Source organism: Nocardia sp. NBC_00403 (assembly GCF_036046055.1).
Classification (GTDB): Bacteria; Actinomycetota; Actinomycetes; order Mycobacteriales; family Mycobacteriaceae; genus Nocardia.
Genome location: NZ_CP107939.1, coordinates 6,856,122 through 6,880,365, shown reverse-complemented (window position 1 = coordinate 6,880,365; position 24,244 = coordinate 6,856,122). Strand labels below are relative to the sequence as shown.

Here is a 24,244-nt window from a genome sequence, read left to right as displayed (position 1 = left end):
TCGCACCGGCCGGTGGTCTCGTCCGCAGATATCGGGAACAGGGCTGATCAGCGGAGGGTTCAATCCGTCGTGGATGTGTCGGTGCAGGAGATTGTCGCGCGGATATTCGCGCATCAGCCGCGGCTCGGGTCGACGCGTCTGGTGGCGGTGGACGGGGGCGGTGGCGCCGGGAAATCCACGCTCGCAGCGTCTTTGGCCGCGGAGTGTGGCGCGCAGGTGGTGCACACCGATGATTTCGCGGCCGAGAACAACCAGCTCGCCTGGTGGCCGCGGTTGGAAGAGCAGGTGCTCGAACCGATCGCGTGCGGCAGGCCGGGGCGGTATCAGCGCTACGACTGGGTTGATCGGGTCTTGGCCGAGTGGCGCGAGGTCACGCCAGGTGGCGTGATCGTGTTGGAAGGCGTGTCCTCCGCGCGTGCCGCTGTGCGTGATCGGCTGTCGTTGGCGGTGTGGGTCGAGACACCACCCGACGTGCGGTTGGCCCGTGGGCTCGAGCGGGACGGTGCCCATACGCTGCCGCTGTGGCAGCAGTGGATGGCGACCGAGGACGCGCACTTCGCGGCCGATCGCACCCGGGAGCAGGCAGACCTGATTGTCGGTGGCGACACCAGCGGCCGATAGCGGGCAGGTTACGGTCGAAGGTATGAGAATCGCGGTTGTCGGCGGCGGAATCACGGGATTGGTTGCCGCGTATCGATTGCGGACACTGCTCGGGCCGCGAGCCGACATCGTGGTCATCGATCGGGCCGATCGAGTGGGCGGCATTCTGTACACCGGTGAATTGGCCGGGGAGCCTTTGGATCTCGGAGCTGAGGCCTTCGTCGGCCGGCGGCCGGAGGTGCCGGGGCTGGTGCGTGAACTCGGATTGGAGCCGCAACTGGTCGTTCCGGCGGGGCTGCGTCCACTGCTGTGGTCGGAGGGCTGTGCGCATCCGATGCCGGAGCGCACTCTGATGGGCATCCCCGTGGATGCCGAGTCGATGCGCGGGCTGGTCGACGCCGACACACTCGCGCGGATCGACGCGGAGGCCGATAGGCCGATGGCATGGTACCCCGACGCCGATATCGACGTCTACAGCCTGATCGCCGACCGGTTCGGTGCACAGGTCGCCGAGCGCAGCGTCGACCCACTGCTCGGCGGGGTGTACGCCGGCAGCTCCCGTTCGATCGGTGTACGTGCGGCGCTGCCGACGCTGGCCGCGGCACTCGACGACGGCGCACCGAGCCTGACCCACGCGGTCGCCGCTGCCATGCCGCCGCCGTCCGACGCGCCCGTCTTCGGCGGCATCCGCGACGGCTATCGGGTACTGCTGGAAGCACTCTCGGCCAGATCCGATGCGAAGTTCGTCACCGCGACACCGGCTACTCGACTGGCCCGCGGCGGGCGCGGCTGGGTCGTCGACCCGGTCGGTGCCGTGGACGCGGTCGTGCTCGCCACCCCGGCGCCGGTGACCGCCCGCCTGCTGCGCACCCTCGCGCCCGCCGCGTCCGCCGCAGCGGCAGGAATCGAGCTGTCCTCGTCTGCGCTTGTCGCACTGGCACTTCCGCGGGACACGGCGCTTCCGCAGAACTCCGGCATCCTTGTCGCCACTGGAGAATCTTTGCGGGCCAAGGCATTCACCCTGTCCAGCCGCAAATGGGCACATCTGGCGCAGCGCGAAACCGCAGCTGTGCGTGTCTCCTTCGGTAAATTCGGCGACGATTCCACCCTGTCCTGGTCCGACGCCGACCTGATCGCCGCCGCCACCGAAGACCTCGCCACCGTCACCGGCGCCACCATAGAACCGATCGGCGCACTCGTTCAACGGTGGCCGGGCGGCCTCGCCCAATACGCCCCCGGCCACACCAACCGTGTCGCCGAAATCGAGTCGGCGACAGCAAATCTCGATGGCCTCGCCGTCGCGGGCGCCTATCTCCACGGCGTCGGTGTCCCGGCCTGCGTAGCCTCGGGCACGGCGGCTGCCCACCGGATCGCAGGTGGACAAGCGTGAACACAGCCCCTGCTGCTCGGCCTCCGGGCCGTGCGAGGAGCTGACGCGGTCTGCGATTCGTATCGTTCGAAGGTTCTCGGCGTGTGATGCCAGCAGTCGGCGCGGGCTTCGATGACGAGTTTCGTCGGCGATAGGTGGCGAGGCCGCGCGATCGTTCGGCATGGTGACTTCGCTCGGCCCGTGGGCGACCGCGTTCGGTCGAGTGGCACGATGGAGGCATGGCGCGACTCGACTACCAGGCCCTCAACTCCACCATCCGGTACCTGATGTTCTCGGTATTCCAGGTGAAACCGGGTGTGCTCGGGGAAGATCGGGCGAAGGCCATTGCCGATGCGCAGGCGTTTTTCGAGGGGCTTGCCGATCGTGACGTGGTGGTGCGCGGCATCTACGACGTCGCGGGCATGCGAGCCGACGCCGACTTCATGATCTGGACGCACGCCGAACGTGTCGAGGATCTGCAGGCCGCGTACGCCGACTTCCGTCGCACCACAGAGCTGGGTAGGGCGAGTACTCCGGTGTGGAGCAATGTGGCGCTGCATCGGCCTGCCGAGTTCAACAAGAGTCACGTCCCGGCGTTTCTTGCCGGTGAAGACCCCGGCAATTACATCTGCGTCTATCCGTTCGTGCGGTCCTACGAGTGGTACCTACTGCCCGACGACGAGCGCCGCAAGATGCTCGCCGATCACGGCAAAGCCGCCCGTGGCTACCCGGATGTGCGCGCCAACACCGTCAGCTCGTTCGCCCTCGGCGACTACGAGTGGATTCTCGCCTTCGAGGCGCCGGAGCTGCACCGCATCGTGGACCTGATGCGTGATCTGCGCGCCACCGAGGCTCGCCTGCATGTGCGTGAAGAGGTTCCGTTCTACACCGGTCCGCGCGTCGAGGTAGACAAGCTCATCGCCGCGCTGCCCTGAGCCGGACAGTCTTCGGCGGCGACATCGGAGCCTCCCCGCCTGCGGTCACCACGGATGCGGGCCATAGCGCGGTATTGCGGCTGCCGAGCGGGTCGACGTGCGTCTTGACCTCGGGCGATTCGGACCAGGCCCCGCCGCGGGCACCACTTCGGTGCGTGCTGGGGCGGACAATCCGGAGGTCGGCGAGTGTCCGATGGGAGACGACATGCGGCCGGCCTCGTGGTGGCGACGACACTGCTGGCGGCCGCACCAGGGGCCACCGCGGAATTCCCGGCAGCAGAATTCCACGCTGCCGAGCTGAATCCAGGATCGGCCACGTCAGGTTCGGCGGACGTCCCGTCCGGCTCGGCAGACGCGAGCGGAGAGGCATTCTTCGGCAGCGGCCGGACAGCGCGCAAGTGGTGTCGTCTACCTGCTGTGCCGTGTTTTCGTCGACCTGCCTTCGGCGGCAGGCACTGCAATTTCTGAGCAATCGCGACGCAGCAGACCGCATGCCCCGAAATTTCGGGGCATGCGCACCGTGACCGCGATCCGTATCTTTCCGCTGAGCGCCGAAGACTACTGCGCTGCGGTGCCCGAGGGGTGCAGCTGCAGTGCGATGGAGTTGATGCAGTAGCGCTTGTCGGTGGGCGTGTTATACCCCTCGCCCTCGAACACGTGGCCGAGGTGGCTGTGGCAATTCGCGCACACCACTTCGACCCTTCGCATGCCGAGGGTGTCGTCGGAGCGCAGGATGACCGCCTCCGACTCGGCCGGATCGAAGAACGAAGGCCACCCGCAGTGCGAGTCGAACTTCTCGGTGCTGCGGAACAACTCGGCCCCGCACGCACGGCACACGTAGACGCCTTCGGTCTTGGTGTCGGTGTACTCGCCGGTGAAGGGGCGTTCGGTCGCGGCCTGCCGCAGCACCGCGTACTCCTCGGGATTCAGCTTGGCCTTCCACTCCTGCGGCGTCAGCTGGATGCGAGGCGCGGGCAGGGTCGTGTCAGCGTCGGAACTCATTGCTCCACGCTAATAGGTTTTCGGCTGCCGCGCCGCAAGCCAGGTCGCTACTTGACTGCGCTCGGCTCCGGTTCCCGAAGTCCGGACCGTTCGCTGTCCTCGGTGTCGCTGTCCTCGGAGTCCGTCTTGCTCGCACTCTGCGCCACGGCGGCGGAAACCGTGTCGCCGCGGGAATCAGGCGCCGACGCCCAGGTCGGGTCGATGCCGAATTGCAGTCGACCGTCACGCTTGGCCGCCAGATAACGGTCACCGAGCACGCAGAAGATCACGATGAGCAGCAGACCCCAGCCGAAGGTGATGCGCAGGTACTCCAGGTTGCGCCCGAAGCCCTGCCAGCGGTCCGAGAGCCACTTGTCGTAGGACATGAACCCGAACACCGCCAGCCAGGCAGGCCAGTTGCGCAGCACCGAATTGTGCAGCACCACCGACATCAGCAACGGGAACAGCATCATCGAGTAGTACATCTGCCCGAGTGAGGGCAGCAGGAACGACGCGGTCATCAGCACACCGGACGCGGTCGTTACGAAGAACAGTTCGTCCTGGCGGTAGTAGCGGTACAGCAGCCACAGCGTGATGGCGACCAGAATGCCCATGAAGATGCGCATACCCCAGGTCAGCCACAGCGGCAGACCGTAGTAGGCCGCATTGCCGACGATGGCGCTGTTGAAGTAATCCCGCGACTCGACGATGTAGCGCGCGGTGCGGGTGAAGAACTTGTCCGCGTCCTTCGACAATGGCCAGGCGATCGCGGTCAGCGCGACAGGTACGCCGATCGCGGTGTAGAAGACCTTCCACTGCCCGCGGGCGGCCGCGATCAGGATCAGCGGTGCCAGTGTCGGTTTCACGGCGATGCTCAAGCCGAGTATCGCGCCTGCCCATAGGTCTCGGCGCTGCAGCAGCAGATGCAGGAAGATCACCTCGGCCAGCAGAATGCAACCGTTGACGTTGGTGAAAACTAGTGTGTTGGTGACTGTTTCGGAGATGAACATGGCGAACAGCAGCACCGGAGCCGCCGCCGAGGACAGCGTGAACTTGAACAGCTTCAGCAGCAGGTAACAGGCCAGGATGATGGCGGCGGCGTTCAGCAGGATGAAGCACCAGCGCGACTTTTCCGGATCGACCAGGGCCAGCGGCGCGATCAACAGGGTGCCGCTCGGCGGGTATAGGTAGTGCGGGTCCACCGAGTCGAAATTGGCGGTGTACACCGGGTTGCCGTTGAGGAAGGCCAACGACGCGTTGTAGACCGGTTTGAAGTCGTCGGTGATGAACCCGTTGACAGCCTTGATGAAGACCCGATTGAGCACAGTCATGACCGCTAAGGGCCAGAGTGCGAACTTGATCGCTTCGGCGGTGGTACGAGCGGTGCGCGGCTCGAGCTGTCGAAGTAACACTGGGGCACGGTACACCGGATCAGCTCATGACGGTTGCGGGGACCTGCCCGGCGCGCCATATCAGGGGGTCATGCGGGGCACGCGGTGCCATCCTTGGGCAACTTCGCGTCCTTCAGATAGTCGAGCAGCGCCTGTTGCGCACAGCCGGAGTGGGTGAAGACCGGATGGCCCCAGCCCTGCCATGCCACCGAGGCGTGGCGGGCGCCCGCTGCGCCGAGCGCGCCGGTCACCGACGCCTGGCCACTGGTGCCGACGACCGGATCCGCGATCCCGCCCAGAACGAGAACCGGCAGGTCGAGCTTTGCGGGCAGCGGTGGCGCACCCGAGACCGGCCAGGCGGCGCACGCCATCATGGCGATCGCGGCGGCCTTGCCGAAGACCGGATACTTCTGTCCCCACTCGGCACTGAGTTCCGTGGCCCGGCTGGGGGTCGGCGGCGTCTGATTGTCGGTGCAGCGGTTCACGAATTGCCCGTCGCTCGCGGTGGCGGCGGATTCCCGCAGGATGAGGTTGCCGAGCGCACCGCGGTCGCCGCGTCCGGCCGCCGAGAGTGCGTCGGCGAGTTCGGCAATGCGGTTGGCCTGGTCGGCGCGCGGTCCGCCGAGGAAACCGGTCACCGCGGTCAGCAGCGCATTCGCGGAGATATCGCCGAGACCGCCGGTGCTCGCGCGTTTCAGCAGATCGGTGACCGCCGCGCGCGGGTCCGCGCCGAGCGAACAGTTGATTCCGGTGCAGCGCTGCGAGAAGGCGGTCAGCGCCGCCTCCGCGCCTTGGACCTGCTGTTCGGTCCTGGTGGTCGCGTCGGCGCCGACGGCTTCGGGGGAGTCGAGGACCAGGCGCGACAGGTGGTCGCCGTACCTGCGGGCGAAGCTGAGCGCCACCTTGGCGCCGTTGCCGCTGCCGAGCAGGTCGATGTGCTCGACCTGCCACTGCTTGCGCAGCTGTTCGATGTCGTCGGCGGCGTGGGGGGCGTCGAACGTGCCCTCGTAGGGGTGCAGGAAGTCGCGGCACGCGATGGTGGCGTCCTGGCTGAACCCGGTCACCGCCTCGGCGGGATCGGTTGCGCCCGGCGCGAATTGAGCGTTGTCGGCGAGGCCGCGGCGCACGTCGATCGGCAGGCAGTCGATCGGTTGCGAGGTGCCGAGGCCCCGGCGGTCCACCGCGACAATCGGACGCGTGGTCAGCAGACTGCTCGCCGGTCCGACGGCCAGCCCGGCCAGGGTGGCCGAGGAGGACCGATCCGCTCCGGAGGTGAGCACCAGCGGGGCGGCGTCGGCCGGGGTCTGCGGCAGGCGGGCCCGCATGGCGCCCGCACGGAAGCTGCCGAGCACCGAGCCCGTCCCGTCGATCGGTGTCGAGAACTCCGCGCAATCCAGGACCAGGCCTGCGGGCGCTGGGCCGAGCCCGAGCAGGTCGAGCGTCGGTGCCGTGCACTCCCGCCAGCTCAGGTCGGTCTTGGGCAGCTCGGCCTTGGGCGGCGGTGGCGGCGTCGACGTGGCGGCGGGCCCCCCGACGGCGGGCGCGCGCTCGACGGCGACACCGGGGCGATCGGAGGGGCCCGCACCGCATCCGGCGATCATGATCGAGAGTGTCGAGGCCAGCACGGCGGCCCGAGTCCAGCGCATGCGCTACAGCCTGCCAGGTTCGCCCGGTTGTTTCACAAAGGAGCCGTAGATGAGCGCCGGGGCGTGGGTGTCGCGCACGTCAGCGACGGGCCCAACGGGTGAGTATCGTGCCGTCGTCGTCGAGCAGGATGTGCGTGCGTGCCATGGGGGTGCGGAACTCGTGCGCGGACAGCGAAATTCGTCGCGCCGTCCCGCCGACCAGCACGGGTGCGGTGGTCAGGCACAGTTCGTCGATCGCGTCGGCGTCGAGCAGCTCGCCGAACAGGTGGGGCCCGCCCTCGCACAGCACGCGGCGCAATTCGAGCTTCTCCAACGCGCGCAGCAGCCCTTTCGGTGTGACCGCGATATCGCCCGCCTCGACGACCCGCGCGCCCGCGTCGCACAACTGCTGCTTGCGGTCCTGCGGCGCTGCCGCGGTCGTAATGATGATGGGTGCGACGGAGGTATCGGTGCACAGCCGCGAGCCGGGGTCGATCGCGGCGCTCGCAGTGAGCACGGCGATCGGCGGCGGTGCGCCGTCGCGGTGGCCGCCGAGTCCGCGGTCGTAGAGCGCGCGGCGCCGCTGTGGGTCGGCGCGGACGCCGCCGTAGTTCTCGGCTCGCACGGTGCCTGCGCCGACGAGGATCACATCGGCCAGCTCGCGCAGCATCGTGAACACCGACTTGTCGGCGGGCGTGCCGAGACCCTCGGACAGTCCGCCGCTGGTGGCGGCGCCATCGATGCTGGACACGAAATTGGCTCGGACCCAGGGCCGGTGGAGCCGGGCGGGGTAGGCGTACAGCTCGGCCAGGTCATCGTCGCTCAGCCGTGTGAGTTGGATCGCATTGTGGATACGCTGCATGAAGCAACATCACACCACGTCATTAGGCTCCGTCTATGCAAGAACACCTTGTCGATCGCCATCCGGAGGTTCCGGCAGACCAGTTGGTCGCGCAGATGGTGCCCCCGCCCATGTTCGACGAGGTCAGTTTCGCCTCCTACATTCCGGATCCGAAGGAGCCGAGCCAGGCCGCCGCGGTGCGCAAGGCCGAGGACTTCGCCGGCCAGGTCGCCAAGATCAACCATGCGGCCAACAAAAAGAGCCTGTTCGGCAAGAAGAAGCCGGTCAGTGGCGCGGGCCTGTATCTCGACGGCGGATTCGGTGTCGGCAAGACCCACTTGCTTGCCTCGATCTTCCACAGCGCGCCCGCGCCGAAGTCGTTCGGCACCTTCGGTGAACTCACCAATCTCGTCGGTGCGCTCGGCTTCAACAATGCTGTCGAGCGGCTGGCGGCCAACAGTGTGCTGTGCATCGACGAATTCGAACTCGACGATCCCGGCGACACCATGCTGGTCTCGCGACTGCTGACCGAGCTGTCCGCGCGCGGGGTGTCGATCGCCGCGACCTCCAACACGTTGCCCGGTCAGCTGGGCGAGGGCCGTTTCGCCGCGCAGGACTTCCTGCGGGAAATCAAGAAGCTCGGCTCGATTTTCGAGGCCGTGCGTGTCGACGGCCCCGACTACCGCCACCGCGATCTGCCGCCTGCTCCCGAGCCGACCTCGCCGGAGCTGTTGACCGAGCGGGCCACTGCCACATCGGGATCCACGCTCGACGAGTTCGACGCGCTGCTGCAACACCTGAGCACGCTGCATCCGTCGAAGTACGGTGCACTGATCTCTGGAGTGTCGTCGGTGTACATCTCGAACGTGCACCAGGTCAACGACCAGGCCGTCGCACTGCGCATCGTGGTGCTTGCGGACCGGCTCTACGACGCGAGCATTCCGGTGACCGTGTCCGGCGCCAAGCTCGACGAGATCTTCTCGCAGGAGATGCTCGACGGCGGCTACCGCAAGAAATACCTGCGCGCGATCTCGCGACTGCTGGCGCTGTCGCGTTTCGAAGCGGCTGCCGCATAGGGGTCACGGCACAAAGTTGACCTACTGGTATTTCAATTGGTTGGGTGGGTCTCGAAGCCGGGAGGCTGTTCGTTCAACCGATGGGAGACTTGTCATGGTCAGTCGTTCGATCCGTGTCCCGGTGGCACTCGCCGCCGGCCTCACCGTCGCCTTCGGGCCCGTGACAGGCGTTGCCCTCGCCGACCCGCCGACCGTCTCGGCGACCGTGTTCGACCGCTCGCTGAACCTGCAGGGCGTGCAGAACGCGCGTGACGCGGGCGGCTACCGCACCGTCGACGGCCGACTGGTACGCACCGGCCTGGTGTACCGCACCGGCCAGCTCAACAATGCGACACCGGCCGATCTCGCCGACCTGACCCACCGTCAGGTCCGCTACGTCGACGACCTGCGCACCGTCTACGAACGCGCCATCGGCCCCGACAAGGTGCCTGCCGGCGCCACCGCGCACTGGGCCGATGTCATCGGCCAGGCGCCGCCACAGACCCTGATCACCACCCTGACCGGTGGCGACGACCTCTATCGCGCCTTCATCACCGCCCCCGGCGCCAATGAGGCCTTCGCCGCGGTGCTGCGCGACATCATCGACACCGGAGACGGCGCCGTGCTGTTCCACTGCACCGCGGGCAAGGACCGTACCGGCTGGACCTCCGCGGTCCTGCTGACCATTCTCGGCGTCGATCGCGGCACCGTGAACCAGGACTATCTGCTGTCCAACCAGTACCGCAACACCGGCCCGAACGACACCATCAACGGCGTCCAGCAGCCCTGGCTCGACGCCGCCTTCGATCAGGCCGCCGAGACCTACGGCAGTTTCGACAACTACGTCCGCGACGGCCTGCGGCTCTCGACCGCCGACGTCGCCGCGTTGAAGGCCAAGATGCTGGCCTGATTTCGGCTGTCGTGCAAGGGATCCCGGCTGATGCCGGGATCCTCGGATGCCCGGATCAGGAGCGCGGGTGCGCGGCGTCCCAGCGATCGAGCAGCATGGGGATCTCCGTGGAGACGAACAGGAAGAACTCGTGCATGTCGCGGACACGGGCGGCTTGTTCGCCGTTCGGGTCGTCGAACAACGCGAGGCCGCGTGTGGTCGTGTCCGTGAGATCGGTGTATTGAGCGAGCTGCTGGCGCTGCAGGTCGGGGAGGATTCCAGGTCGGATCGAGTAGTAGTCCCTGCGGTCACCCGGCTTGGACGTCTTGTCCACCCAACGCATGGCGACCAGGGTCTTCAGTGCGCTCGAGATGGATCCCTTCGATGCCTGCAGCGCGTTGGCGATCTGGCCGAACGTCTGCTGGGGCGGGTCGCAGATCAGCAGCCAGGCCGCCGCCCGGCCGACCATCCGGACCAGGCCCATTTTTTCGAATACGAGCGCCAGATCCTCGACGAACGTCAACTGTTCCGGGGTGGGGTCGCTGGTCGGTTCGTTGTCCGTGCTGCTCATGATCGGGCCTCGCTGGCGCGCTGTTCGGTGATCCCCAGTGGCGCTGTGCATGTGTTTCGTTCGCTGCGCTCGCTCATCGGTCGAGTATCCCTTCGGTGGTGTCGATATGGGTAAACGGGGCGAGCCGTGTCGGCCCGCCCCGTTCGGAAAAATCAGACCGCCAGGTCGCGGCGATCGAAGGCGATCAGCGCGGCCGCCACGGCGAGGACAACCACGGCGACCAGCACCGCGAGGTTGATGCCGTTCCAGCCGTTGACCAGTGGCGAGTCACCGATCGCGTAGTAGAACGGCGACAGCTTGCGCAGCCATTCGGTACCGTCGAACATCCCGCCGAGGTTGTTGGCCAGGTAGGCCGCCAGCGCGACCAGCGCGGCGAATCCCAGTGTCAGCGTACGCTTTCCGGTGAGTGCGCCGATCAACAACGTGATCGTGCCGACGACGAGGGCGAGCAGACCGAGTCCCGCGCTTGCGGCAACGATATTGCCCGCTGGGATGTTCATCTGTCCCGCGTTGGCGCCGGCGATGATGCTCAGGGTGAAGACAGTGGTGACGATTCCGGTTTGCACCGCCAGCGCCGCGAACCGCTGAGCGAGCAGAACCCGGCGGCTGATCGGTTGGGCCAGTAGCAGATCCAGCGTTCCGCTGTCCTCCTGGGCGGCCGAACGTGCTGCGAAGGTGACCGCGAAGATGAGCAACAACAGCGTACCCATCATCGCGTACACCATGGATTGCATATAGCCGGTGGCGCTGGCGAAATCGCCCATCCCCATGGCTTCGTACATCTTGTTCTGCTTGATATCGAGCGAGCCCTGCTGCTGCAGCGACTGGAAGTTGGGCAGGTACATCATCGGGACGATGGCCAAGCCGATCGACCAGCCGATCAGGCCGCGGCGCTGTTCCTTCAGTGTCTGGGTGAAAACCGAGCGGGTCATGACGAGTTCTCCTGTGCGATAAGTATTTCGGTGGTGTGCTTGCCGGTGTGGGTCAGCGGCCGTAGAGGCTGAAGAAGATCTGCTCGAGATCCGGCTCGGTGGAGAGCACGCTGACCAGGCGGTACTTCGCCGCCATCTTGAACAGGTCGTCGACTTCACCTTCGGTGGTGCAGCGCAACGTTTTTCCCTCGATGGTCAGGTCGCGCACATCGGGCAGCTTTGCGAAGTCATCGGCGAAAATATCCTCGCCGAACACCAGCTCGACCGAGCGCGGCGAACGCCGCCGCAAATCCTCGACGTTCTCGGTGCCGAGCAGCTTGCCCGCGCGCATGATGACGGCCCGATCGGCGGTCTGCTGCACTTCGCTGAGAATGTGGGAGGACATGAACACCGTCTGCCCGTTGTGCTTCGCCGCGGTGACCAGGTCCAGGAAGCGCTGCTGCAGTAGCGGATCCAGGCCGGAGGTCGGTTCGTCGAGGATGAGCAGGTCCGGGTTGTGCATGAAGGCGGCGATGATGCCGACCTTCTGCTTGTTGCCCTTGGACATCGCGCCGACCTTCTTGGACAGATCCAGATCGAGCAGATCGGCGAGGTCGGTGATCCGATTCGCCGGGACCGTGCCGCGCAGATCGGCCAGGAACCCGAGCAGGTCGCGTGCGGTGTTGCGGCCCTCGATCTCGAGCTCGCCCGGCAGATAGCCGATGCGCTTGCGCAGTTCTGCGCCGCCTGCGCGCGGATCGACGCCGAGAACTTCGACGTGGCCCGAGGTCGGTCGGATCAGATCCAGCAGGATGCGGATGGTGGTGGACTTGCCCGCGCCATTGGGCCCGAGAAATCCGAATACCTCGCCCTGGCCGACCTCGAGATTCAGCTCGGTGAGGGCGACATGCTTGCCGTAGTGCTTGGTCAGGCCCTCGGTGCGAATCGCGGCGGTGGTCATGATGCTCCTTCGAAAGGTTCTCGATCAGGTTCTGTATGTCTTGTGGTTTCCGTAAGAACTGATGTGTTCAGTAAAGACTGAACATCCAGAACTTGTCAACCCCGAGTCGGACCCTATTACGATGCGGGCATGACGAAGTTCGAGACCTGGGACGGGTTGGAGCTCAACTACCGTGTGTGGGAGGGCGACGGGGTCCCGGTCGTGCTACAGCACGGGGTCGTCGCCGACACCAACGCCAACTGGATGGGCACTGGTGTGGTGCAGGCCTTGCGGGCTGCCGGGCACACCGTCGTCTCGCTCGACGCCCGCGGACACGGCCGCTCGGACAAACCGCACGATGCCGCGCGGTACTCGTGGGCGGCGATGGCGAAGGACGTCAGCGCGCTGTACGACGAGCTCGGCTTCGATCGCGTTGTGCAGGTCGGCTATTCGATGGGCGGGGTCATCTCGCTGCTGGTCGCGGCCGCCGACGATCGGGTGACGAAGCTGGCCGTCGGCGGCATCGGCTCGGGTGTGCTCGACTGCGGTGGCGTCGACCGCCGCGTCATCGACATCGACGACCTGCGCACCGCCATGCACGGCGACGGCGCGGGCGCATCCCAGGTCGCCATGATGTTCCGGATTCTCGCCGATGCGATCAGTGCCGACCGGGTGGCCATCGAGGCGGTCGCGACCGGTCTCGACGACGAACCGATCACCACACTGGCCGGTGTTACCGTGCCCACGCTGGTTCTGGCAGGCGCCGCCGACCCCTTCGCCGCTGAACCCGAACGCCTCGCCGCCGCCTTACCCGACGGCACCCTGGCCGTGGTGCCCGGCGACCACTTGATGGCCGTGATCGAACCGGCATTTCACGCGGCGCTGGTGAATTTCGTGAAGAGCTAGAGCGCCATTCGCATCACGAAGTCGTGATGCAGCTGGTTGCCGACGTGGAAGGTCTTGGTGCCCACCCTGGTGAACCCGTGCTTGGCGTAGAAACGTTGGGCACGGGTGTTTTCCTGATTGACCCCGAGCCAGACTCCCGCGGCCCCCTCTTCGCGAGCGCGCTGGAGTGCGGCGCGCATCAGCGCCTTCGACACCCCACTGCCGTGATGGCCCGGCAGCACATACATCTTGCTGATCTCGACGACCGGCCGCAGATTCACCGCCGCGGCGACCTGGGGATCGGCCGGATCGCCTGCGTGCAGCATCGCGTAGCCGACGATGTCACCGTTCGCGACCGCCTTCAGCACCGTGCGCGTCGGGTCGGTCAGGTATTCGCCGAAGCGCTCTCCGGACAGCACATCGCTGATGAAGATCTCGATGTCGTCGGCGGTGGCGCCGGGCGGGCAGGCTAGTGGAAAGGTCGCGGCCGCAACGTCACTGAGGGCCTCGGCGTCCCACAATCCGGCCCGGTCGACGGTGACTGGGATGTTGCTCATCTGTCCAGTACAGCATGATCGTCGCCCGCTGCGAGAAACTTGCCCGCTTCGGAACGTGAATGGAATACGCGTGCGAGCCCGATGAGGACTGCCGCGAAGACGAGTGGAAGGACGAATCCGACACGGTGTCCGAACCCGGCGGCGATCGCGCCTACCACACCGCCACCCACGAGCGTGCCCGCATAGTTGAACAGGTTCAGGCGCGCCATCAGCGCGTCCAATGCGCGTCCGGTGGTCAGCTGACCCGCCTCACTGAAACATAGCGGTGCGATCACCGGCATCCCGAGGCCCGCGACCAAGAAGCCGACAATGGCGACCACCGGCCCAGGAGCCGCCACCACCACGGTAAGGCCGACCACTCCGATCGTGGCGGCGATCTGCACGACCCGGTGCGGCCCGAAGCGCCGGACCCAGAGGTCGCCGCTGAGCCGGGCGATCAGCGAGGTGCCCTGATAGGCGGCCAATGCCAAGGCCGCGGTCGCCGAACTGGCGAGCAGGTCGTCGGTCAGATAGAGCGCAGACCAGTTGCTGACCGCGATGTCGATCGCGAACACCAGCGCCATGGCGATGCCGAACACCAGATAGGCCGAGAATGCGACGGCCCCCGATGGTTCCGTTGCTCCGGATTCGCTCTCGGCCGCAGCCGCTTCCGCCTGACCTGTTTCCGCCTCGTCGGCGCCGAGCAGCCGCGGTCCGAGTACCAGCCCGAGCACGAGTACCACCCCCGCCGCCGTCAGGACCGATTCGCGCAGCGTGACCTCGAGTGCTTCGCAGCCGGACACGAACAGCGCGCCGGTGATCGATCCCGCGCTCCAGGCTGCGTAGAACGACGACAGGATGAAGGTGCCGTACCCGTGCTGGATGAACACCGCCTGCATATTGGTGCTTGCATCGACGATGCCGACCGCGAATCCGTAGCAGCCGAGCGTCACCAACAGCACGATCGTGTTCGGCGCCATCGCGATCGCGCAGCCGGTGATCGCGATGCCCAGCAGACCGATGCGCAGCGTGGTGCGGCTCGACCAGCGGATCGCCAGTTGCTCGGCCGCCACGCTGCCGCCACCGGCGAGCAGCGACACCAACACCACCGACCCGACGATCAGGCCGTCGGACAGGCCGAATCGTTCCTTCTGCTGCGGCAAGTGGGTCAGTACCACGGCCAAGAACAAACCCTGCAACCCGAACGCGAAGGAGTTCGCGATCCGGGCGCCGCGCAGAGCAGGCGCAATCGAACTCATTCCCGAAGGGTAACGACACCGACAGCGGCACGTCCGCCGAATCGTGCACGCCGGGAGCTGTGCCGCGCCCCCGTGCCGCACGTTGGCCGATCATGGCGTCGCGTGCCAGTATCGAAGGGGTGCAAGGCAACCCGTCCGGGGAGGGATCATCGAGATGGGACAGCCGCAGGCGGATCTCTTTCGTGCACCGTATGCCTGCCGTGCGCACTACGGTAGGCGGGCCCTCGGCCCTTTCGTGCTGTCGGCGGAATGTGCGACATTTGTTCGTGGCCGGACACAAGGATGTCTCCGGCCTCGGATTCGGAGGAAGCGATGACAGCAACGTATCCGCCTGGCCCGCCGCTACCGGCATTCGTGCAGGGCTTCTTGTACATCCGCCGTCGGTCACTGATCTTGCCGCCGCTGCGTCGCCACTACGGCGATGTGTTCGCTCTGCGCGTGCCGCCCTTCGCGGACAAGCTCGTCGTGTTCACCCGGCCCGAACACATCAAGCAGATCTTCGCGGGCGACCCGCGCGACCTGCATGCCGGTGAAGGCAACCAGATTCTCGGGCCGATCATGGGCGCGCATTCGGTCTTGATGACCGACGAAGCCGAGCACGCCAGGGCGCGCCGATTGCTGATGCCTGCCTTCAACGGTGCGGCACTGCGCGGCTACCGGGACGTGGTCGCCGAGATCGCCGGCGCGGAAGTGCACCGCTGGCAGCCCGGTTCAACAGTGATCACCCTCGATCGGATGAACGCGCTCACCCTCGAGGTCATCATGCGGGTGGTGTTCGGCGTCACCGACGCACGCACCCGCGCGGCACTCGCACCGCGGCTGCATCGCATCGTCACCATCGGCGCTATCCAGTACATCGGCCTCCTGAAACCCGCGCTGCAGCGGTTCGCGCCGTGGAAGGACTTCCACGACAACCTGGTCGCCATCGACGATCTGCTCTACGCGGAGATCGCGGCCCGCCGCACCGCGCCCGACCTCGCCGAGCGCACCGATGTGCTGTCGAGGCTGCTGCAAGCAGGCGGTACGACCGACGCTGATCCGCCGCTCACCGATGCCGAATTGCGCGACCAGCTGATCACCCTGCTGCTGGCCGGGCACGAAACCACCGCCGCCGCGCTGTCCTGGGCCCTGCACGAACTCGCGGTCCACCCCGAACTGCAACAGCAGGCCTTCGAGGCGGTGCGCACCGACGACGACAAAGCACTCGAAGCCGTCATGAAGGAAGCCATGCGGCTGCGCACCGTGATTCCCGGCGCCGTCCGCAAACTCACCGACGACATGACCATCGGCGGCTGGCAGCTGCCCGCGGGCACCGTGGTCAGCTGCTCCATCCTGCTGGCGCACCGCAGCACGGAGAACTATCGCGACGCCGTCGCATTCCGGCCGTCGCGTTTCCTCGACGGGGAGGTGGAGCCGAACACCTGGCTCCCCTTCGGCGGCGGGGTGCGCCGCTGCATCGGTGCGGGTTTCTCGCTCATGGAGGGCACCACCGTGCTACGCGAAATCCTGAGCAGATACCGCCTGTCGGCGCCTGCAGGCGCGAAGCCGGAACGCGGTCGTGTACGCAACATCACTACCGTGCCGCGCGGCAAGGCCAAGATGGTCGTCACTCCGCGTTCAGACGGGTGAAATCTTAGGCGGGCTTTGCCGCACGGGCGCAGGCGACGTAATCTCCGTCCCATGACGAGCGGGAACCGCATCGCGATCGTAGGTGCGGGCATCGCAGGCCTCGCCTGCGCGAAGGTGTTGCGACAGGAGGGATTTCCGGTCGAGGTATTCGACCGGACTCCCGACGTCGGGGGTGTGTGGAGCGCGACGCGCCGGTATCCGGGGCTGCGCGCGCAGAACAGCAAGCACACCTATCACTTCTCGGACTATCCGATGCCCGCGGACTACCCTCGCGTGCCCGACGGGCAACAGATGCAGGCGTACCTGGACGGATACGTCCGTCACAACGGCCTGGGCGAGCACCTGCGGCTCAATACCGAGGTGGTCGCCGCCGATCCCGTCGACAGCGGTTGGCTACTGGAGATTCGTGACAGGGGCGGTATCCACCGCACCTCCTGCGACCACCTGGTAATCGCCAACGGCGTGTTCAGCGATCCCGTGCTACCCGACTTCCCGGGTGCCGACCGTTTCCGCCGCGCGGGCGGGCAGCTGGGTGTCGCCTCGAAATTCCATGACGTCGAAGCCGTGCGCGGCAAGTCGGTCGTGGTGGTCGGCTACGGCAAGTCCGCCTGCGATATCGCCGAAGCGGTCAGCCACGTCGCCGCCTCGACCAGTGTGGTCGCGCGACGGCTGCTGTGGAAGATGCCGCGCAAGCTGGCCCGCGTCCTGGATTACGAGCGACTGATGCTGACCCGCCTGGGGGAGGCACATTTCCGCTATCAGGAGCTCGGCCGGTTCGAACGCTTCCTGCACGGTCGTGGCGACTCGTTCCGCGACACCAATTTGGATGTGATCCAGGAGCTCGCCACCAAGCACATGAACCTGCGGGAATTGGGTCTGGTGCCTGAGGGTCGGTTCGAGGAGATCGCGGAAAGCACCGTCGGCCTCACCACCGAAAACTTCTACGAGCAGGTGGCGGCGGGCCGCATCGCGGTCCATCGCGACGCCACCATCGCGGAGATGCTCGGCGACAGCGGACCCGGCGTGCAGCTGTCCACCGGCGAGACGATCCAGGCCGACGTCGTCATCTGCGCCACCGGATTCCATCAGCGTGTCCCGTTCCTCACCCCGTACATCCAGCGTCAGCTCACCGACGACGACGGCAATTTCCGCCTGTACCGCCAGATCCTGCCTGTCGGCGTCCCGAACCTGACCTTCGTCGGCTACAACTCCTCGGTGATCAGTGCGCTCAACGCCGAGGTCGCCGCGCACTGGACCGCTGCATTGCTCAACGGCAGGCTCGCACTGCCCACCGCCGAGACCATGGGCGCGCAGGTCGACGAACGCCTGCAGTGGATGGCCGAGCGGACCAACGGCCACCACGCCCACGGCACTGCGATCACCCCGTTCTCCATCCACAACATCGATGAGATGCTCGCCGACCTGCACTATCGGTTGCCGCTGAGAACTCGCGCCGCCCAATGGTTCCGGACGATCAAACCGTCGTCCTACCGCGGTCTCGGCGAGCGTCGACCACCGGCGAACGAAACCACGCCGGGGGTGCAGGTGCCCGCCGGAACCCAGGCGGTGCCGGGCAGCTAGGCGATGGCCGGAATGTAGGCCACGCCGTGCGCACCCTGATTGGGGATCGATCTGTCCAGCGGCAGATCATCGCCGCGATCCACGCCCAGAGTCGCGGTGACCGCTGCGTTGTCGACGACGCTGACGGTCCCGGATTGCAGGTTGCTCACGAATCCCAGTGCTCCATTGGGAGTCGAGACAATGCCGTCTGGTGACAGGGCCAAGCCCTCGCTACCCCGGCACCGGTAGCCGTCGTGCCGCCCCATGACCGGCGAGATCGAGCACCGAAACGAATGGTGCCCGATTGTTGCTGGTTTAGACCTTCTTGCCGTCCGCGGTGAGTGTGGCCCAGTGCGGGATCGCGGCGTCCGCCGAGATGCGGCGCACCATATGTCGGGATTCCAGATCGATCGCCACAAGCCCGCCCGGTCCTGCGGGTCCCTCCTCGACACTCGCGTACAGCAGCCCAGCATCGGAGTCGAGCAACAGTTCGTGCGGTGCGTGCTCCGGAGACAGGTTGATGACATCGGCGACGTCATGGGTGTCGACATCGACCACGGTGATCTCGTGGCTCTCGGCCGCATGAGCCGGCCAATGGCCCGAGCGATAGGTGTGGCTGGCGTATAACAGCCGTGAGCTGGGATCGAAACGCAGTTCGTGTCCTTCGGGGAGGACATCGATTCGTGCTGTACGGGTTCGGGTGGAGAGGTCGAAGAAGCTCCGTCTGCAGCCGCTCTGGCTCAGCACAGCGAGCTGGGGATGCGGGGACATGAGTGGATGCGTCCTTCCGGCAGTGGATTTCGAGATCGGCAGGACGGCACCGTCTGTCGACAGCGCTAGGAGCCGACACGGATTATCACCAGTGCAATATTGGTAAGTTGTCTTTCCGATGGTGATAATCCATAGGTGGAAGCCTTGGACATGAACCTGTTGGTTGCTCTGGATGCGCTACTGGACACCCACAGCGTCACGCGGGCTGCCGAGCGGTTGCACACCTCGGCCCCCGCGATGAGCCGAACGCTGGCTCGGTTGCGTCGCGTGCTCGGCGATCCACTGCTGGTGCGCGCAGGCCGCAATCTGGTGCCGACGCCGCGCGCGCTGGAGTTGCGCTACGAAGTGAGCGTGTTGGTCGAGCAGGGCCGTGCGCTGCTCACCCCGCACGGCGCCCTCGACCCCGCGGGGCTCAAGCGCAGCTTCGCCGTGCAGGCGGGCGACACGGTGCTGACCGAACTTGCCGCCCCGCTGCTGGCCGCCGTCCGGACCCGAGCCCCTGGCGTCACAGTGCATTTTCTGCCCGACACTCTCGAAGGGACCGCAGCGTTACGTGACGGTCGAGTCGACATCGAGGTGGGCGTCATAGACCACACCGATCCGGAAACGACGGTGCAACGGGTGCTCGGCGACCGCGTGATCGGCGTCGCCGCGCCCGACCACCCGCTCGTCACCGACCGCGTCACGGTGGCGGCCTTCGCCTCGGCCGCCCACCTCGCCATTTCCCGACTCGGGCGCGCCCGGGGACCCATCGACGACCGACTGGCCTTGCACGGGCGCACCCGCCGCGTCGTGGCGACCGTCCCGAACCTCACCACCGCATTGCTCGCCGTCCGCGCGGGTCACCTGATCTGCCCGGCCCCCGCGGCCCTCAGCGCCACCACACTGACCGCACTCGGGTTGTGTGCCTTCAAGATTCCGCTACCCCTGCCGGAGGTGACCATCGGTATGGCCTGGCACCCCCGCAACACTGCCGACAGTGGCCACCGCTGGTTTCGTGAGCTGATCCGCGCCGTCCTCACCAACGCTGTCGAGGGCGCCGACCCGAGCCCTCGCCACGGCGACCGACAGTAGGCCGCCTCGGCCGTGCCCTGTCGATATCAGACGCGGGCCGGGGTTCATCAGACGCCGGCCGGGGTTCGTGGGCAAACAACCGGTAGTCGGGACAGTCCGCCGTCGACATCGGCTCGCCCGCCTCGATCGTGCCGCTGCCTTGTGCTGAGCCCGCCGAGCCGCCCGGACACCAGGTCGAGGTGGTATGCGCTTGCGGGCGTGGTGACGGCTGTTTCAGGACTGCATCGAAGTCGCAGGCAGGCCTTGGTCACCCGGTCCTGCGGTCTCGAACGAGGGCCCTCGGCATCGTCGCCCGAGAGTTCTATGCGGGGTTCAGTTTCTGCGATCGGTACGGCTTGGGGTCGGCCGCGGTGGCGTGTTCAGGGGGACGAACAGCCCGTGTCAGGCACCGGAGGGCCGCTGTCTACCCCTCGGTTCGCACCGCGAAATGCGGGTCGATACCGGGCAATTCGCTTTGAGAAGGCGCCTCGGGGCGAGCGCCGAAGGGGCCGTTGCGCTTGAGTTCGTCGAGCATCGCCTGCAGCTTGTCCACGTGAGAATTGTCTTCGGTGTTTGTGGCGGCGGCGCGATGGGCTCCCGGCGACATGGGGACGACTTCTTCGCGGTCGTTGCGGGGCGCGGTCATGCTGGAATCGGGTCGGGACGGGGGCGGTTCTAGGCGGCCGTTACTCGAACCAGGCGTGTTGTAGTCGGTCCGGCCGTTGCTCGATCCTGCGTTGTTGTAGTCGACCCGGTCGTGGTTCGTGGTCGGCGTGGATGCGCCGCGGCCGTTGCCCGCGGCGGGTGTGCTGAAGTCGGCCCAGTCGTTTCGGGATGCCGGGGGAGGGGGAGTGAGGCGTTCGTTGCTCCGGGTCTCGGCAGGTTCGGGTCGCTCGGAGTGCGTAGTGGGGGCTGCCTGCGCCCATTCGCCAGGGGGCGGCGCTAGGGGCTCCAGGCGCTCGTTGCCGAAGGTCGGTGCCGTCTGCTCGAGCCGGGAGTTACGTGGCTCGCTGTGTGTCGCGGGACCGAAGGGTTCGTTGTGGAACGGGGCTGCGGTCGACTCGGCGCGTGGTGTGCGTGGGGTGATCGTCGCCGGCTCGACCTGCTCGTGCTGCATTGGAGTCGCCAGGGATTCGGGCCGTTCGTTGCGGAAGGCGGGAGCCGCGGGCTCGGTCCGGCTATCCGGAGTCACGGCTGAGGCGGGGTCTCGGCGTGGCGTCGCCGGAGTAACGTCGAAGGGCGCTGTCGGTGTCCGTTCGGACTGGTCTGCGAGCGGCGGTATCGCGGTCGCTTCGCGGCGTTGCGCGCGCGAGGGCAGCTTCGGCGAATCCGGACGACTCGCGTCGAGCCTGCTGGAAGCGGCCTCGACGGTGTCCTTGCTCGTGGCGCTGCCGGATTCGACGCGTTCCAATCGCACGTCCAGCTTCGCCACATCGTCCCCGGCACGAAAAGCCCACGCCTCCAGCTTCGCAAGGCGCTCGACCACGTCGTTGTCTTCGCGATCGTCCACGCGGCCGGCCACAGCGTCCAGCTTGTCGCTCACCTCGCGCAAGGTCGTCGCGAGGCTCGACAAGAGCGCGCCGATCGACTCGCCACCCGGCTCGCCGTGGTCCATTCGTTTACCTTCTTCCCCGTATGTGCCCGAACTCCGCCCGTGGCCGGCCGATTCTATCCGTCGATCGGTAGATACGCGGCTCGAGGCAACCAACACCCAGTGGGCCGCGGCACTTTTCGTTCGCTTGGGAAACTACTCGCTGTCGTGCGCTATCGCTGCAGCGGTGATCGACCGATAGTAGATCGGCATGGAAGCGAGCGACTGTGTCGAGGGGGCTGTACGGGTGGCATGGACGCCTCGGCACAGACGGCCGAACGTCTCGAATGCACGTGCGTCGTGGTCCGGCCGTGTCATGGAATGGCGGCAAGTGGCAATCCGCCGGAACTTCTGTGGTGATGCTCTCGTATGTCGCTGCGAAATCCCTTGTGACGCACTGCACATTGGCTGGTAGGCGGTAGTTCTCCAATTGTGGCGCACCCGAGCGCGGGGTAAAGGGGACTGGCGGGCGATGGAAGTCTGACGCACTCTTGATCTATGGCCGGCGATCGAGGTCGTCGGAACTGCGGTGGTTTGGGCAGGGGAGTGGTCGCGTGAGGACGAAGCAGCGAGTGGACACCGCTTGCGGGCGTCGGGCGATGCTCGCCGAATTGGGCATATCGGATAGTCGCGTGTCCGATGACGCGGTGTCCGATGGGCGTGTGCGCGGACCGGTGCGGGACGAGTCCGGATATGCCTGTCGGTGCCCGGAATGTGTCGACGCGCAATGGAATATTCGGCGGCTGAAGTATTGGCTGGCCGCCAGGATGCTCGCCTACGGCGCCGACGAGGCCGAGGTTGATCGCCGCGTCGGCGACGTGCCGGTGGACATCTACTGGCGGGTCGGCGACCGGCAGTTCGCCATCGAGGTGCGCAGCGGGCCGCTGGATCGGGATTCGGCACAGCAACATACCGAGCGGCTGCGTGCGTCCGGGTGTGCCGGTGTGCTCTGGCTGTGCGCGCCGGGCTATTGGGTGGCCTACTTGCCCGCGATCGGGGTCGCCGATCTTGCGCCACCCGCCTGCGACTACCTCATCGACCTCGGAATGCTCGACGCCGCGCACAGTGCCGTGGTCGTTCCGCAACGCGAACCGTATGAACTGCGCGACTTTCTGCGGGGCTGGGTCACCGGTGACATCGTGTGGGGCTACCGCGACGTGACGACAGGAGGATGGGCAACCGTGACCGACTGGGAACACCACACCAGAACGCAGGCCAGCGTCATCGCCCGCCAACGCCGGGAACTGGTCAATCAGCGCACCACGCTGGCCCTGTCCCGGAAATCGGTGCGGGACAAGCAGAAACAGATCATGAAGCTCACCGCCCGGTTGGAGCGCGCCGAGGAATCCACCCAGGAGCACGCCGACTCACTTGCCGCAGCGCAGCGCAGGCTCGCCGACCACAATCGAGTCGACACCAGCCTGCGCGCCACCATCACCAATCTCCAGCAGACCATCAGCCACTGGCAACTGATCACCTGCTGCGCCATGATGCTGATCGTCACCTTCCTGGCCGGTGCGATGGTGGTGCGCTGAGATGGACGACGGCCGCGTCAGCGGCCCGCGGTCAATCGGAACGGCGCGCGATCCCAGCGCCATTCGTTGCGCAGGACCAGTGTGGTGAGGTCGAGCAATTCGAGTCCGGTCTCCGTCCGCAAGCGTTGTATTGCAGGCCAGTGCACCGGCCCGCTGTCGACCAGCTCACGCAACCGACTCTCGGACTGTGAATCGACCTGCCGCCCACGCAGTTCCGGCACACCGAGTCGGCTACCTGTCCAGACCAGCCAGCCCCACCCGTTGGCGTGCGCGTAGGCACGCCCCGCAGCCGACTTGGCCCTATTGATGTGAAAGCCGACGTGTCCCAGCGGTTGGACATCGATCAGCACGGCCCGTTTGTCGGCCAGCTCGGCGACGATGCTCGGGTAGAAGACCCGATCGGTGCCGTCCACCTGATATTCGACGGCGCTCGGCTGCTCCTGGAACGTGGCGATCAGATCGCTCGCGTTGAGGATCCGCAACAGTCGAGCCTCCAGCCCGGAATCGAACGGCACGTCGCGCCCCACCTTGCCCAGATAGAACCTGCCCCTACCGTCGTCATCGCCGTCGACGACCCGCGCCGACCCGCGGGGCAGCGCAGCAGCAACCACCGACCCGGGCCGATCAACTTGCCCCAGCCACGAATTCACCTCATCGCTCGCCGACGGTTCCGCATGGTGCAACTTCGCCAGCCGCCGATTCGTCTTCTTCTGCCATGCCATGATCCGCTGCATCACAAACCCCGCGATCCGCCGCGCGTCCTCCCCGGCATGCCCCGCAAGCCGCAGCTTCAGATACGACAACTCGTTGGCCGCGATATCGCTGTCCGTCGCGTACGTCTCCACCAGCAACGCCCGCACCAACTGCGAATCCCGCGTCCCCACCGGATATCGCGCCCCGAACACCCCCGCCGCTCGATGCCCGCTCAGCTGCGCTTCCCGAATGATCTGCCCCACCGCCCGCGTATGCAACTGCCGAATTCGGTCCCGCGACAGGTCATATCGGGCCCCGATCCGCGCCAACGTCTCCGGCGCCTCCCCGCTCACCCCCAATCGGAACCCGACGATCTCCGCATCCCGCCGCCGCCGATCCCCATGCATCTCGACCAGTTCACCCAACAACTCGTTGATCTCCTCGAGCCCGAGCGACACATCCCCTTCGATGTCGTCGACAAGCTCGAATTCCGCATCATCGTGGCCGCCATCGCCCGCACTCGGCGCCAGGCCTCGATCCATCGTCAACGCGGCAACCCCCTACCTCGACTTCACAACGCAACGCGGCAAAGCCTAACGCCGCCCACCGACATCCCGGTCGATC

Annotated in this window: 23 protein-coding genes; 10 read left to right on the top strand and 13 right to left on the bottom strand. The window is 66.6% G+C overall.

Features of this window, described 5'->3' with window-relative positions; translation table 11 throughout:
• The first annotated feature begins 81 nt into the window (after nucleotides 1-81).
• The 3 genes from OHQ90_RS30765 (at nucleotide 82) to hemQ (ending at nucleotide 2,904) form a co-directional block, all read left to right on the top strand.
• Nucleotides 82-621 carry a uridine kinase family protein gene (locus tag OHQ90_RS30765; protein WP_328403448.1) on the top strand — a complete coding sequence of 180 codons (540 nt, stop codon included), beginning with the start codon at nucleotides 82-84 and terminating at the stop codon, nucleotides 619-621.
• A 22-nt stretch (nucleotides 622-643) separates the two neighbouring features.
• Nucleotides 644-1,990 (top strand): protoporphyrinogen oxidase, encoded by a 1,347-nt coding sequence (locus tag OHQ90_RS30760; protein ID WP_328403446.1) that lies wholly within the window; start codon nucleotides 644-646, stop codon nucleotides 1,988-1,990.
• A 218-nt stretch (nucleotides 1,991-2,208) separates the two neighbouring features.
• Entirely contained in the window at nucleotides 2,209-2,904 is a 696-nt protein-coding gene (gene hemQ, locus OHQ90_RS30755; protein ID WP_328403444.1) for a hydrogen peroxide-dependent heme synthase, read from the top strand.
• Between the two features lie 558 nt (nucleotides 2,905-3,462).
• Here hemQ and msrB read toward each other — a convergent pair.
• The 4 genes from msrB to OHQ90_RS30735 all read right to left on the bottom strand — a co-directional run bounded on the left by msrB (nucleotide 3,463) and on the right by OHQ90_RS30735 (nucleotide 7,763).
• Nucleotides 3,463-3,906, bottom strand: coding sequence for a peptide-methionine (R)-S-oxide reductase MsrB (msrB, locus tag OHQ90_RS30750; protein WP_328403442.1), 444 nt, complete (start codon nucleotides 3,904-3,906; stop codon nucleotides 3,463-3,465).
• A gap of 47 nt (nucleotides 3,907-3,953) precedes the next feature.
• Nucleotides 3,954-5,297 carry a glycosyltransferase family 87 protein gene (locus OHQ90_RS30745; RefSeq protein WP_328403440.1) on the bottom strand — a complete coding sequence of 448 codons (1,344 nt, stop codon included), beginning with the start codon at nucleotides 5,295-5,297 and terminating at the stop codon, nucleotides 3,954-3,956.
• A gap of 68 nt (nucleotides 5,298-5,365) precedes the next feature.
• Entirely contained in the window at nucleotides 5,366-6,922 is a 1,557-nt protein-coding gene (locus OHQ90_RS30740; protein ID WP_328403438.1) for an alpha/beta hydrolase, read from the bottom strand.
• Between the two features lie 79 nt (nucleotides 6,923-7,001).
• On the bottom strand, nucleotides 7,002-7,763 hold the full coding sequence (locus OHQ90_RS30735) for a pyrimidine reductase family protein (protein WP_328403436.1): 762 nt from the start codon (nucleotides 7,761-7,763) through the stop codon (nucleotides 7,002-7,004).
• Between the two features lie 35 nt (nucleotides 7,764-7,798).
• On the opposite strand from OHQ90_RS30735, the gene zapE reads away from it, so the two are divergent.
• Together zapE and OHQ90_RS30725 are read left to right on the top strand one after the other, a co-directional pair.
• The gene (zapE, locus tag OHQ90_RS30730) at nucleotides 7,799-8,818 is read left to right on the top strand and encodes a cell division protein ZapE (protein WP_328403434.1); all 1,020 of its coding nucleotides are present in this window, start codon (nucleotides 7,799-7,801) and stop codon (nucleotides 8,816-8,818) included.
• Between the two features lie 94 nt (nucleotides 8,819-8,912).
• Complete coding sequence (locus OHQ90_RS30725; protein ID WP_328403432.1) at nucleotides 8,913-9,707, top strand: tyrosine-protein phosphatase; 795 nt, start codon at nucleotides 8,913-8,915, stop codon at nucleotides 9,705-9,707.
• Nucleotides 9,708-9,762: 55 nt separating this feature from the next.
• Here OHQ90_RS30725 and OHQ90_RS30720 read toward each other — a convergent pair whose 3' ends face one another.
• From OHQ90_RS30720 to OHQ90_RS30710, 3 genes are all read right to left on the bottom strand, one after another.
• Entirely contained in the window at nucleotides 9,763-10,257 is a 495-nt protein-coding gene (locus OHQ90_RS30720; protein WP_328403430.1) for a GbsR/MarR family transcriptional regulator, read from the bottom strand.
• 152 nt (nucleotides 10,258-10,409) lie between these two features.
• A complete protein-coding gene (locus tag OHQ90_RS30715) occupies nucleotides 10,410-11,189 on the bottom strand; it encodes an ABC transporter permease subunit (RefSeq protein WP_328403428.1) in 780 nt (259 codons plus the stop codon).
• A 52-nt stretch (nucleotides 11,190-11,241) separates the two neighbouring features.
• Nucleotides 11,242-12,129, bottom strand: a complete 888-nt coding sequence (locus tag OHQ90_RS30710; protein WP_328403426.1) for an ABC transporter ATP-binding protein — start codon at nucleotides 12,127-12,129, stop codon at nucleotides 11,242-11,244.
• A gap of 129 nt (nucleotides 12,130-12,258) precedes the next feature.
• On the opposite strand from OHQ90_RS30710, the gene OHQ90_RS30705 reads away from it, so the two are divergent.
• Entirely contained in the window at nucleotides 12,259-13,014 is a 756-nt protein-coding gene (locus tag OHQ90_RS30705; protein ID WP_328403424.1) for an alpha/beta fold hydrolase, read from the top strand.
• Here the strand turns inward: OHQ90_RS30705 and OHQ90_RS30700 are convergent.
• Entirely contained in the window at nucleotides 13,011-13,550 is a 540-nt protein-coding gene (locus tag OHQ90_RS30700) for a GNAT family N-acetyltransferase (protein ID WP_412001994.1), read from the bottom strand. The genes OHQ90_RS30705 and OHQ90_RS30700 overlap by 4 nt on opposite strands.
• Complete coding sequence (locus OHQ90_RS30695) at nucleotides 13,547-14,788, bottom strand: MFS transporter (RefSeq protein ID WP_328403422.1); 1,242 nt, start codon at nucleotides 14,786-14,788, stop codon at nucleotides 13,547-13,549. The genes OHQ90_RS30700 and OHQ90_RS30695 overlap by 4 nt, the downstream gene beginning before the upstream one ends.
• Before the next feature lie 312 nt (nucleotides 14,789-15,100).
• On the opposite strand from OHQ90_RS30695, the gene OHQ90_RS30690 reads away from it, so the two are divergent.
• Nucleotides 15,101-16,417: a cytochrome P450 gene (locus OHQ90_RS30690; protein ID WP_328403420.1), complete on the top strand. Its 1,317-nt coding sequence runs from the start codon at nucleotides 15,101-15,103 to the stop codon at nucleotides 16,415-16,417.
• 51 nt (nucleotides 16,418-16,468) lie between these two features.
• Entirely contained in the window at nucleotides 16,469-17,998 is a 1,530-nt protein-coding gene (locus OHQ90_RS30685; RefSeq protein ID WP_328403418.1) for a flavin-containing monooxygenase, read from the top strand.
• Here the strand turns inward: OHQ90_RS30685 and OHQ90_RS30680 are convergent.
• Entirely contained in the window at nucleotides 17,995-18,147 is a 153-nt protein-coding gene (locus OHQ90_RS30680) for a hypothetical protein (protein ID WP_328403416.1), read from the bottom strand. The two genes, OHQ90_RS30685 and OHQ90_RS30680, sit on opposite strands and share 4 nt — an antisense overlap.
• A 145-nt stretch (nucleotides 18,148-18,292) precedes the next feature.
• Nucleotides 18,293-18,748 (bottom strand): YncE family protein, encoded by a 456-nt coding sequence (locus OHQ90_RS30675; protein WP_328403414.1) that lies wholly within the window; start codon nucleotides 18,746-18,748, stop codon nucleotides 18,293-18,295.
• Nucleotides 18,749-18,892: 144 nt separating this feature from the next.
• On the opposite strand from OHQ90_RS30675, the gene OHQ90_RS30670 reads away from it, so the two are divergent.
• Nucleotides 18,893-19,822, top strand: a complete 930-nt coding sequence (locus OHQ90_RS30670) for a LysR family transcriptional regulator (RefSeq protein ID WP_328413192.1) — start codon at nucleotides 18,893-18,895, stop codon at nucleotides 19,820-19,822.
• 403 nt (nucleotides 19,823-20,225) lie between these two features.
• Here OHQ90_RS30670 and OHQ90_RS30665 read toward each other — a convergent pair whose 3' ends face one another.
• Nucleotides 20,226-21,416 (bottom strand): hypothetical protein, encoded by a 1,191-nt coding sequence (locus OHQ90_RS30665; RefSeq protein WP_328403412.1) that lies wholly within the window; start codon nucleotides 21,414-21,416, stop codon nucleotides 20,226-20,228.
• Nucleotides 21,417-21,946: 530 nt separating this feature from the next.
• Here OHQ90_RS30665 and OHQ90_RS30660 point away from each other — a divergent pair.
• Nucleotides 21,947-22,927: a hypothetical protein gene (locus OHQ90_RS30660; protein ID WP_328403410.1), complete on the top strand. Its 981-nt coding sequence runs from the start codon at nucleotides 21,947-21,949 to the stop codon at nucleotides 22,925-22,927.
• A gap of 17 nt (nucleotides 22,928-22,944) precedes the next feature.
• On the opposite strand, the gene OHQ90_RS30655 is transcribed toward OHQ90_RS30660, so the two are convergent.
• Complete coding sequence (locus tag OHQ90_RS30655; protein WP_328413190.1) at nucleotides 22,945-24,162, bottom strand: sigma factor-like helix-turn-helix DNA-binding protein; 1,218 nt, start codon at nucleotides 24,160-24,162, stop codon at nucleotides 22,945-22,947.
• Between the last annotated feature and the right edge of the window lie 82 nt (nucleotides 24,163-24,244).

Bases quoted from the DNA above. Each gene is read 5' to 3' on its own strand.
- OHQ90_RS30715 (WP_328403428.1), bottom strand. From the start codon at position 11,189: ATGACCCGCTCGGTTTTCACCCAGACACTGAAGGAACAGCGCCGCGGC.
- OHQ90_RS30725 (WP_328403432.1), top strand. From the start codon at position 8,913: ATGGTCAGTCGTTCGATCCGTGTCCCGGTGGCACTCGCCGCCGGCCTC.
- OHQ90_RS30700 (WP_412001994.1), bottom strand. From the start codon at position 13,550: ATGAGCAACATCCCAGTCACCGTCGACCGGGCCGGATTGTGGGACGCC.
- OHQ90_RS30735 (WP_328403436.1), bottom strand. From the start codon at position 7,763: ATGCAGCGTATCCACAATGCGATCCAACTCACACGGCTGAGCGACGAT.
- OHQ90_RS30760 (WP_328403446.1), top strand. From the start codon at position 644: ATGAGAATCGCGGTTGTCGGCGGCGGAATCACGGGATTGGTTGCCGCG.
- OHQ90_RS30655 (WP_328413190.1), bottom strand. From the start codon at position 24,162: ATGGATCGAGGCCTGGCGCCGAGTGCGGGCGATGGCGGCCACGATGAT.
- OHQ90_RS30710 (WP_328403426.1), bottom strand. From the start codon at position 12,129: ATGACCACCGCCGCGATTCGCACCGAGGGCCTGACCAAGCACTACGGC.
- OHQ90_RS30720 (WP_328403430.1), bottom strand. From the start codon at position 10,257: ATGAGCAGCACGGACAACGAACCGACCAGCGACCCCACCCCGGAACAG.
- OHQ90_RS30740 (WP_328403438.1), bottom strand. From the start codon at position 6,922: ATGCGCTGGACTCGGGCCGCCGTGCTGGCCTCGACACTCTCGATCATG.
- OHQ90_RS30690 (WP_328403420.1), top strand. From the start codon at position 15,101: ATGACAGCAACGTATCCGCCTGGCCCGCCGCTACCGGCATTCGTGCAG.
- OHQ90_RS30675 (WP_328403414.1), bottom strand. From the start codon at position 18,748: ATGTCCCCGCATCCCCAGCTCGCTGTGCTGAGCCAGAGCGGCTGCAGA.
- msrB (WP_328403442.1), bottom strand. From the start codon at position 3,906: ATGAGTTCCGACGCTGACACGACCCTGCCCGCGCCTCGCATCCAGCTG.
- OHQ90_RS30665 (WP_328403412.1), bottom strand. From the start codon at position 21,416: ATGGACCACGGCGAGCCGGGTGGCGAGTCGATCGGCGCGCTCTTGTCG.
- OHQ90_RS30695 (WP_328403422.1), bottom strand. From the start codon at position 14,788: ATGAGTTCGATTGCGCCTGCTCTGCGCGGCGCCCGGATCGCGAACTCC.
- OHQ90_RS30705 (WP_328403424.1), top strand. From the start codon at position 12,259: ATGACGAAGTTCGAGACCTGGGACGGGTTGGAGCTCAACTACCGTGTG.
- hemQ (WP_328403444.1), top strand. From the start codon at position 2,209: ATGGCGCGACTCGACTACCAGGCCCTCAACTCCACCATCCGGTACCTG.
- OHQ90_RS30685 (WP_328403418.1), top strand. From the start codon at position 16,469: ATGACGAGCGGGAACCGCATCGCGATCGTAGGTGCGGGCATCGCAGGC.
- zapE (WP_328403434.1), top strand. From the start codon at position 7,799: ATGCAAGAACACCTTGTCGATCGCCATCCGGAGGTTCCGGCAGACCAG.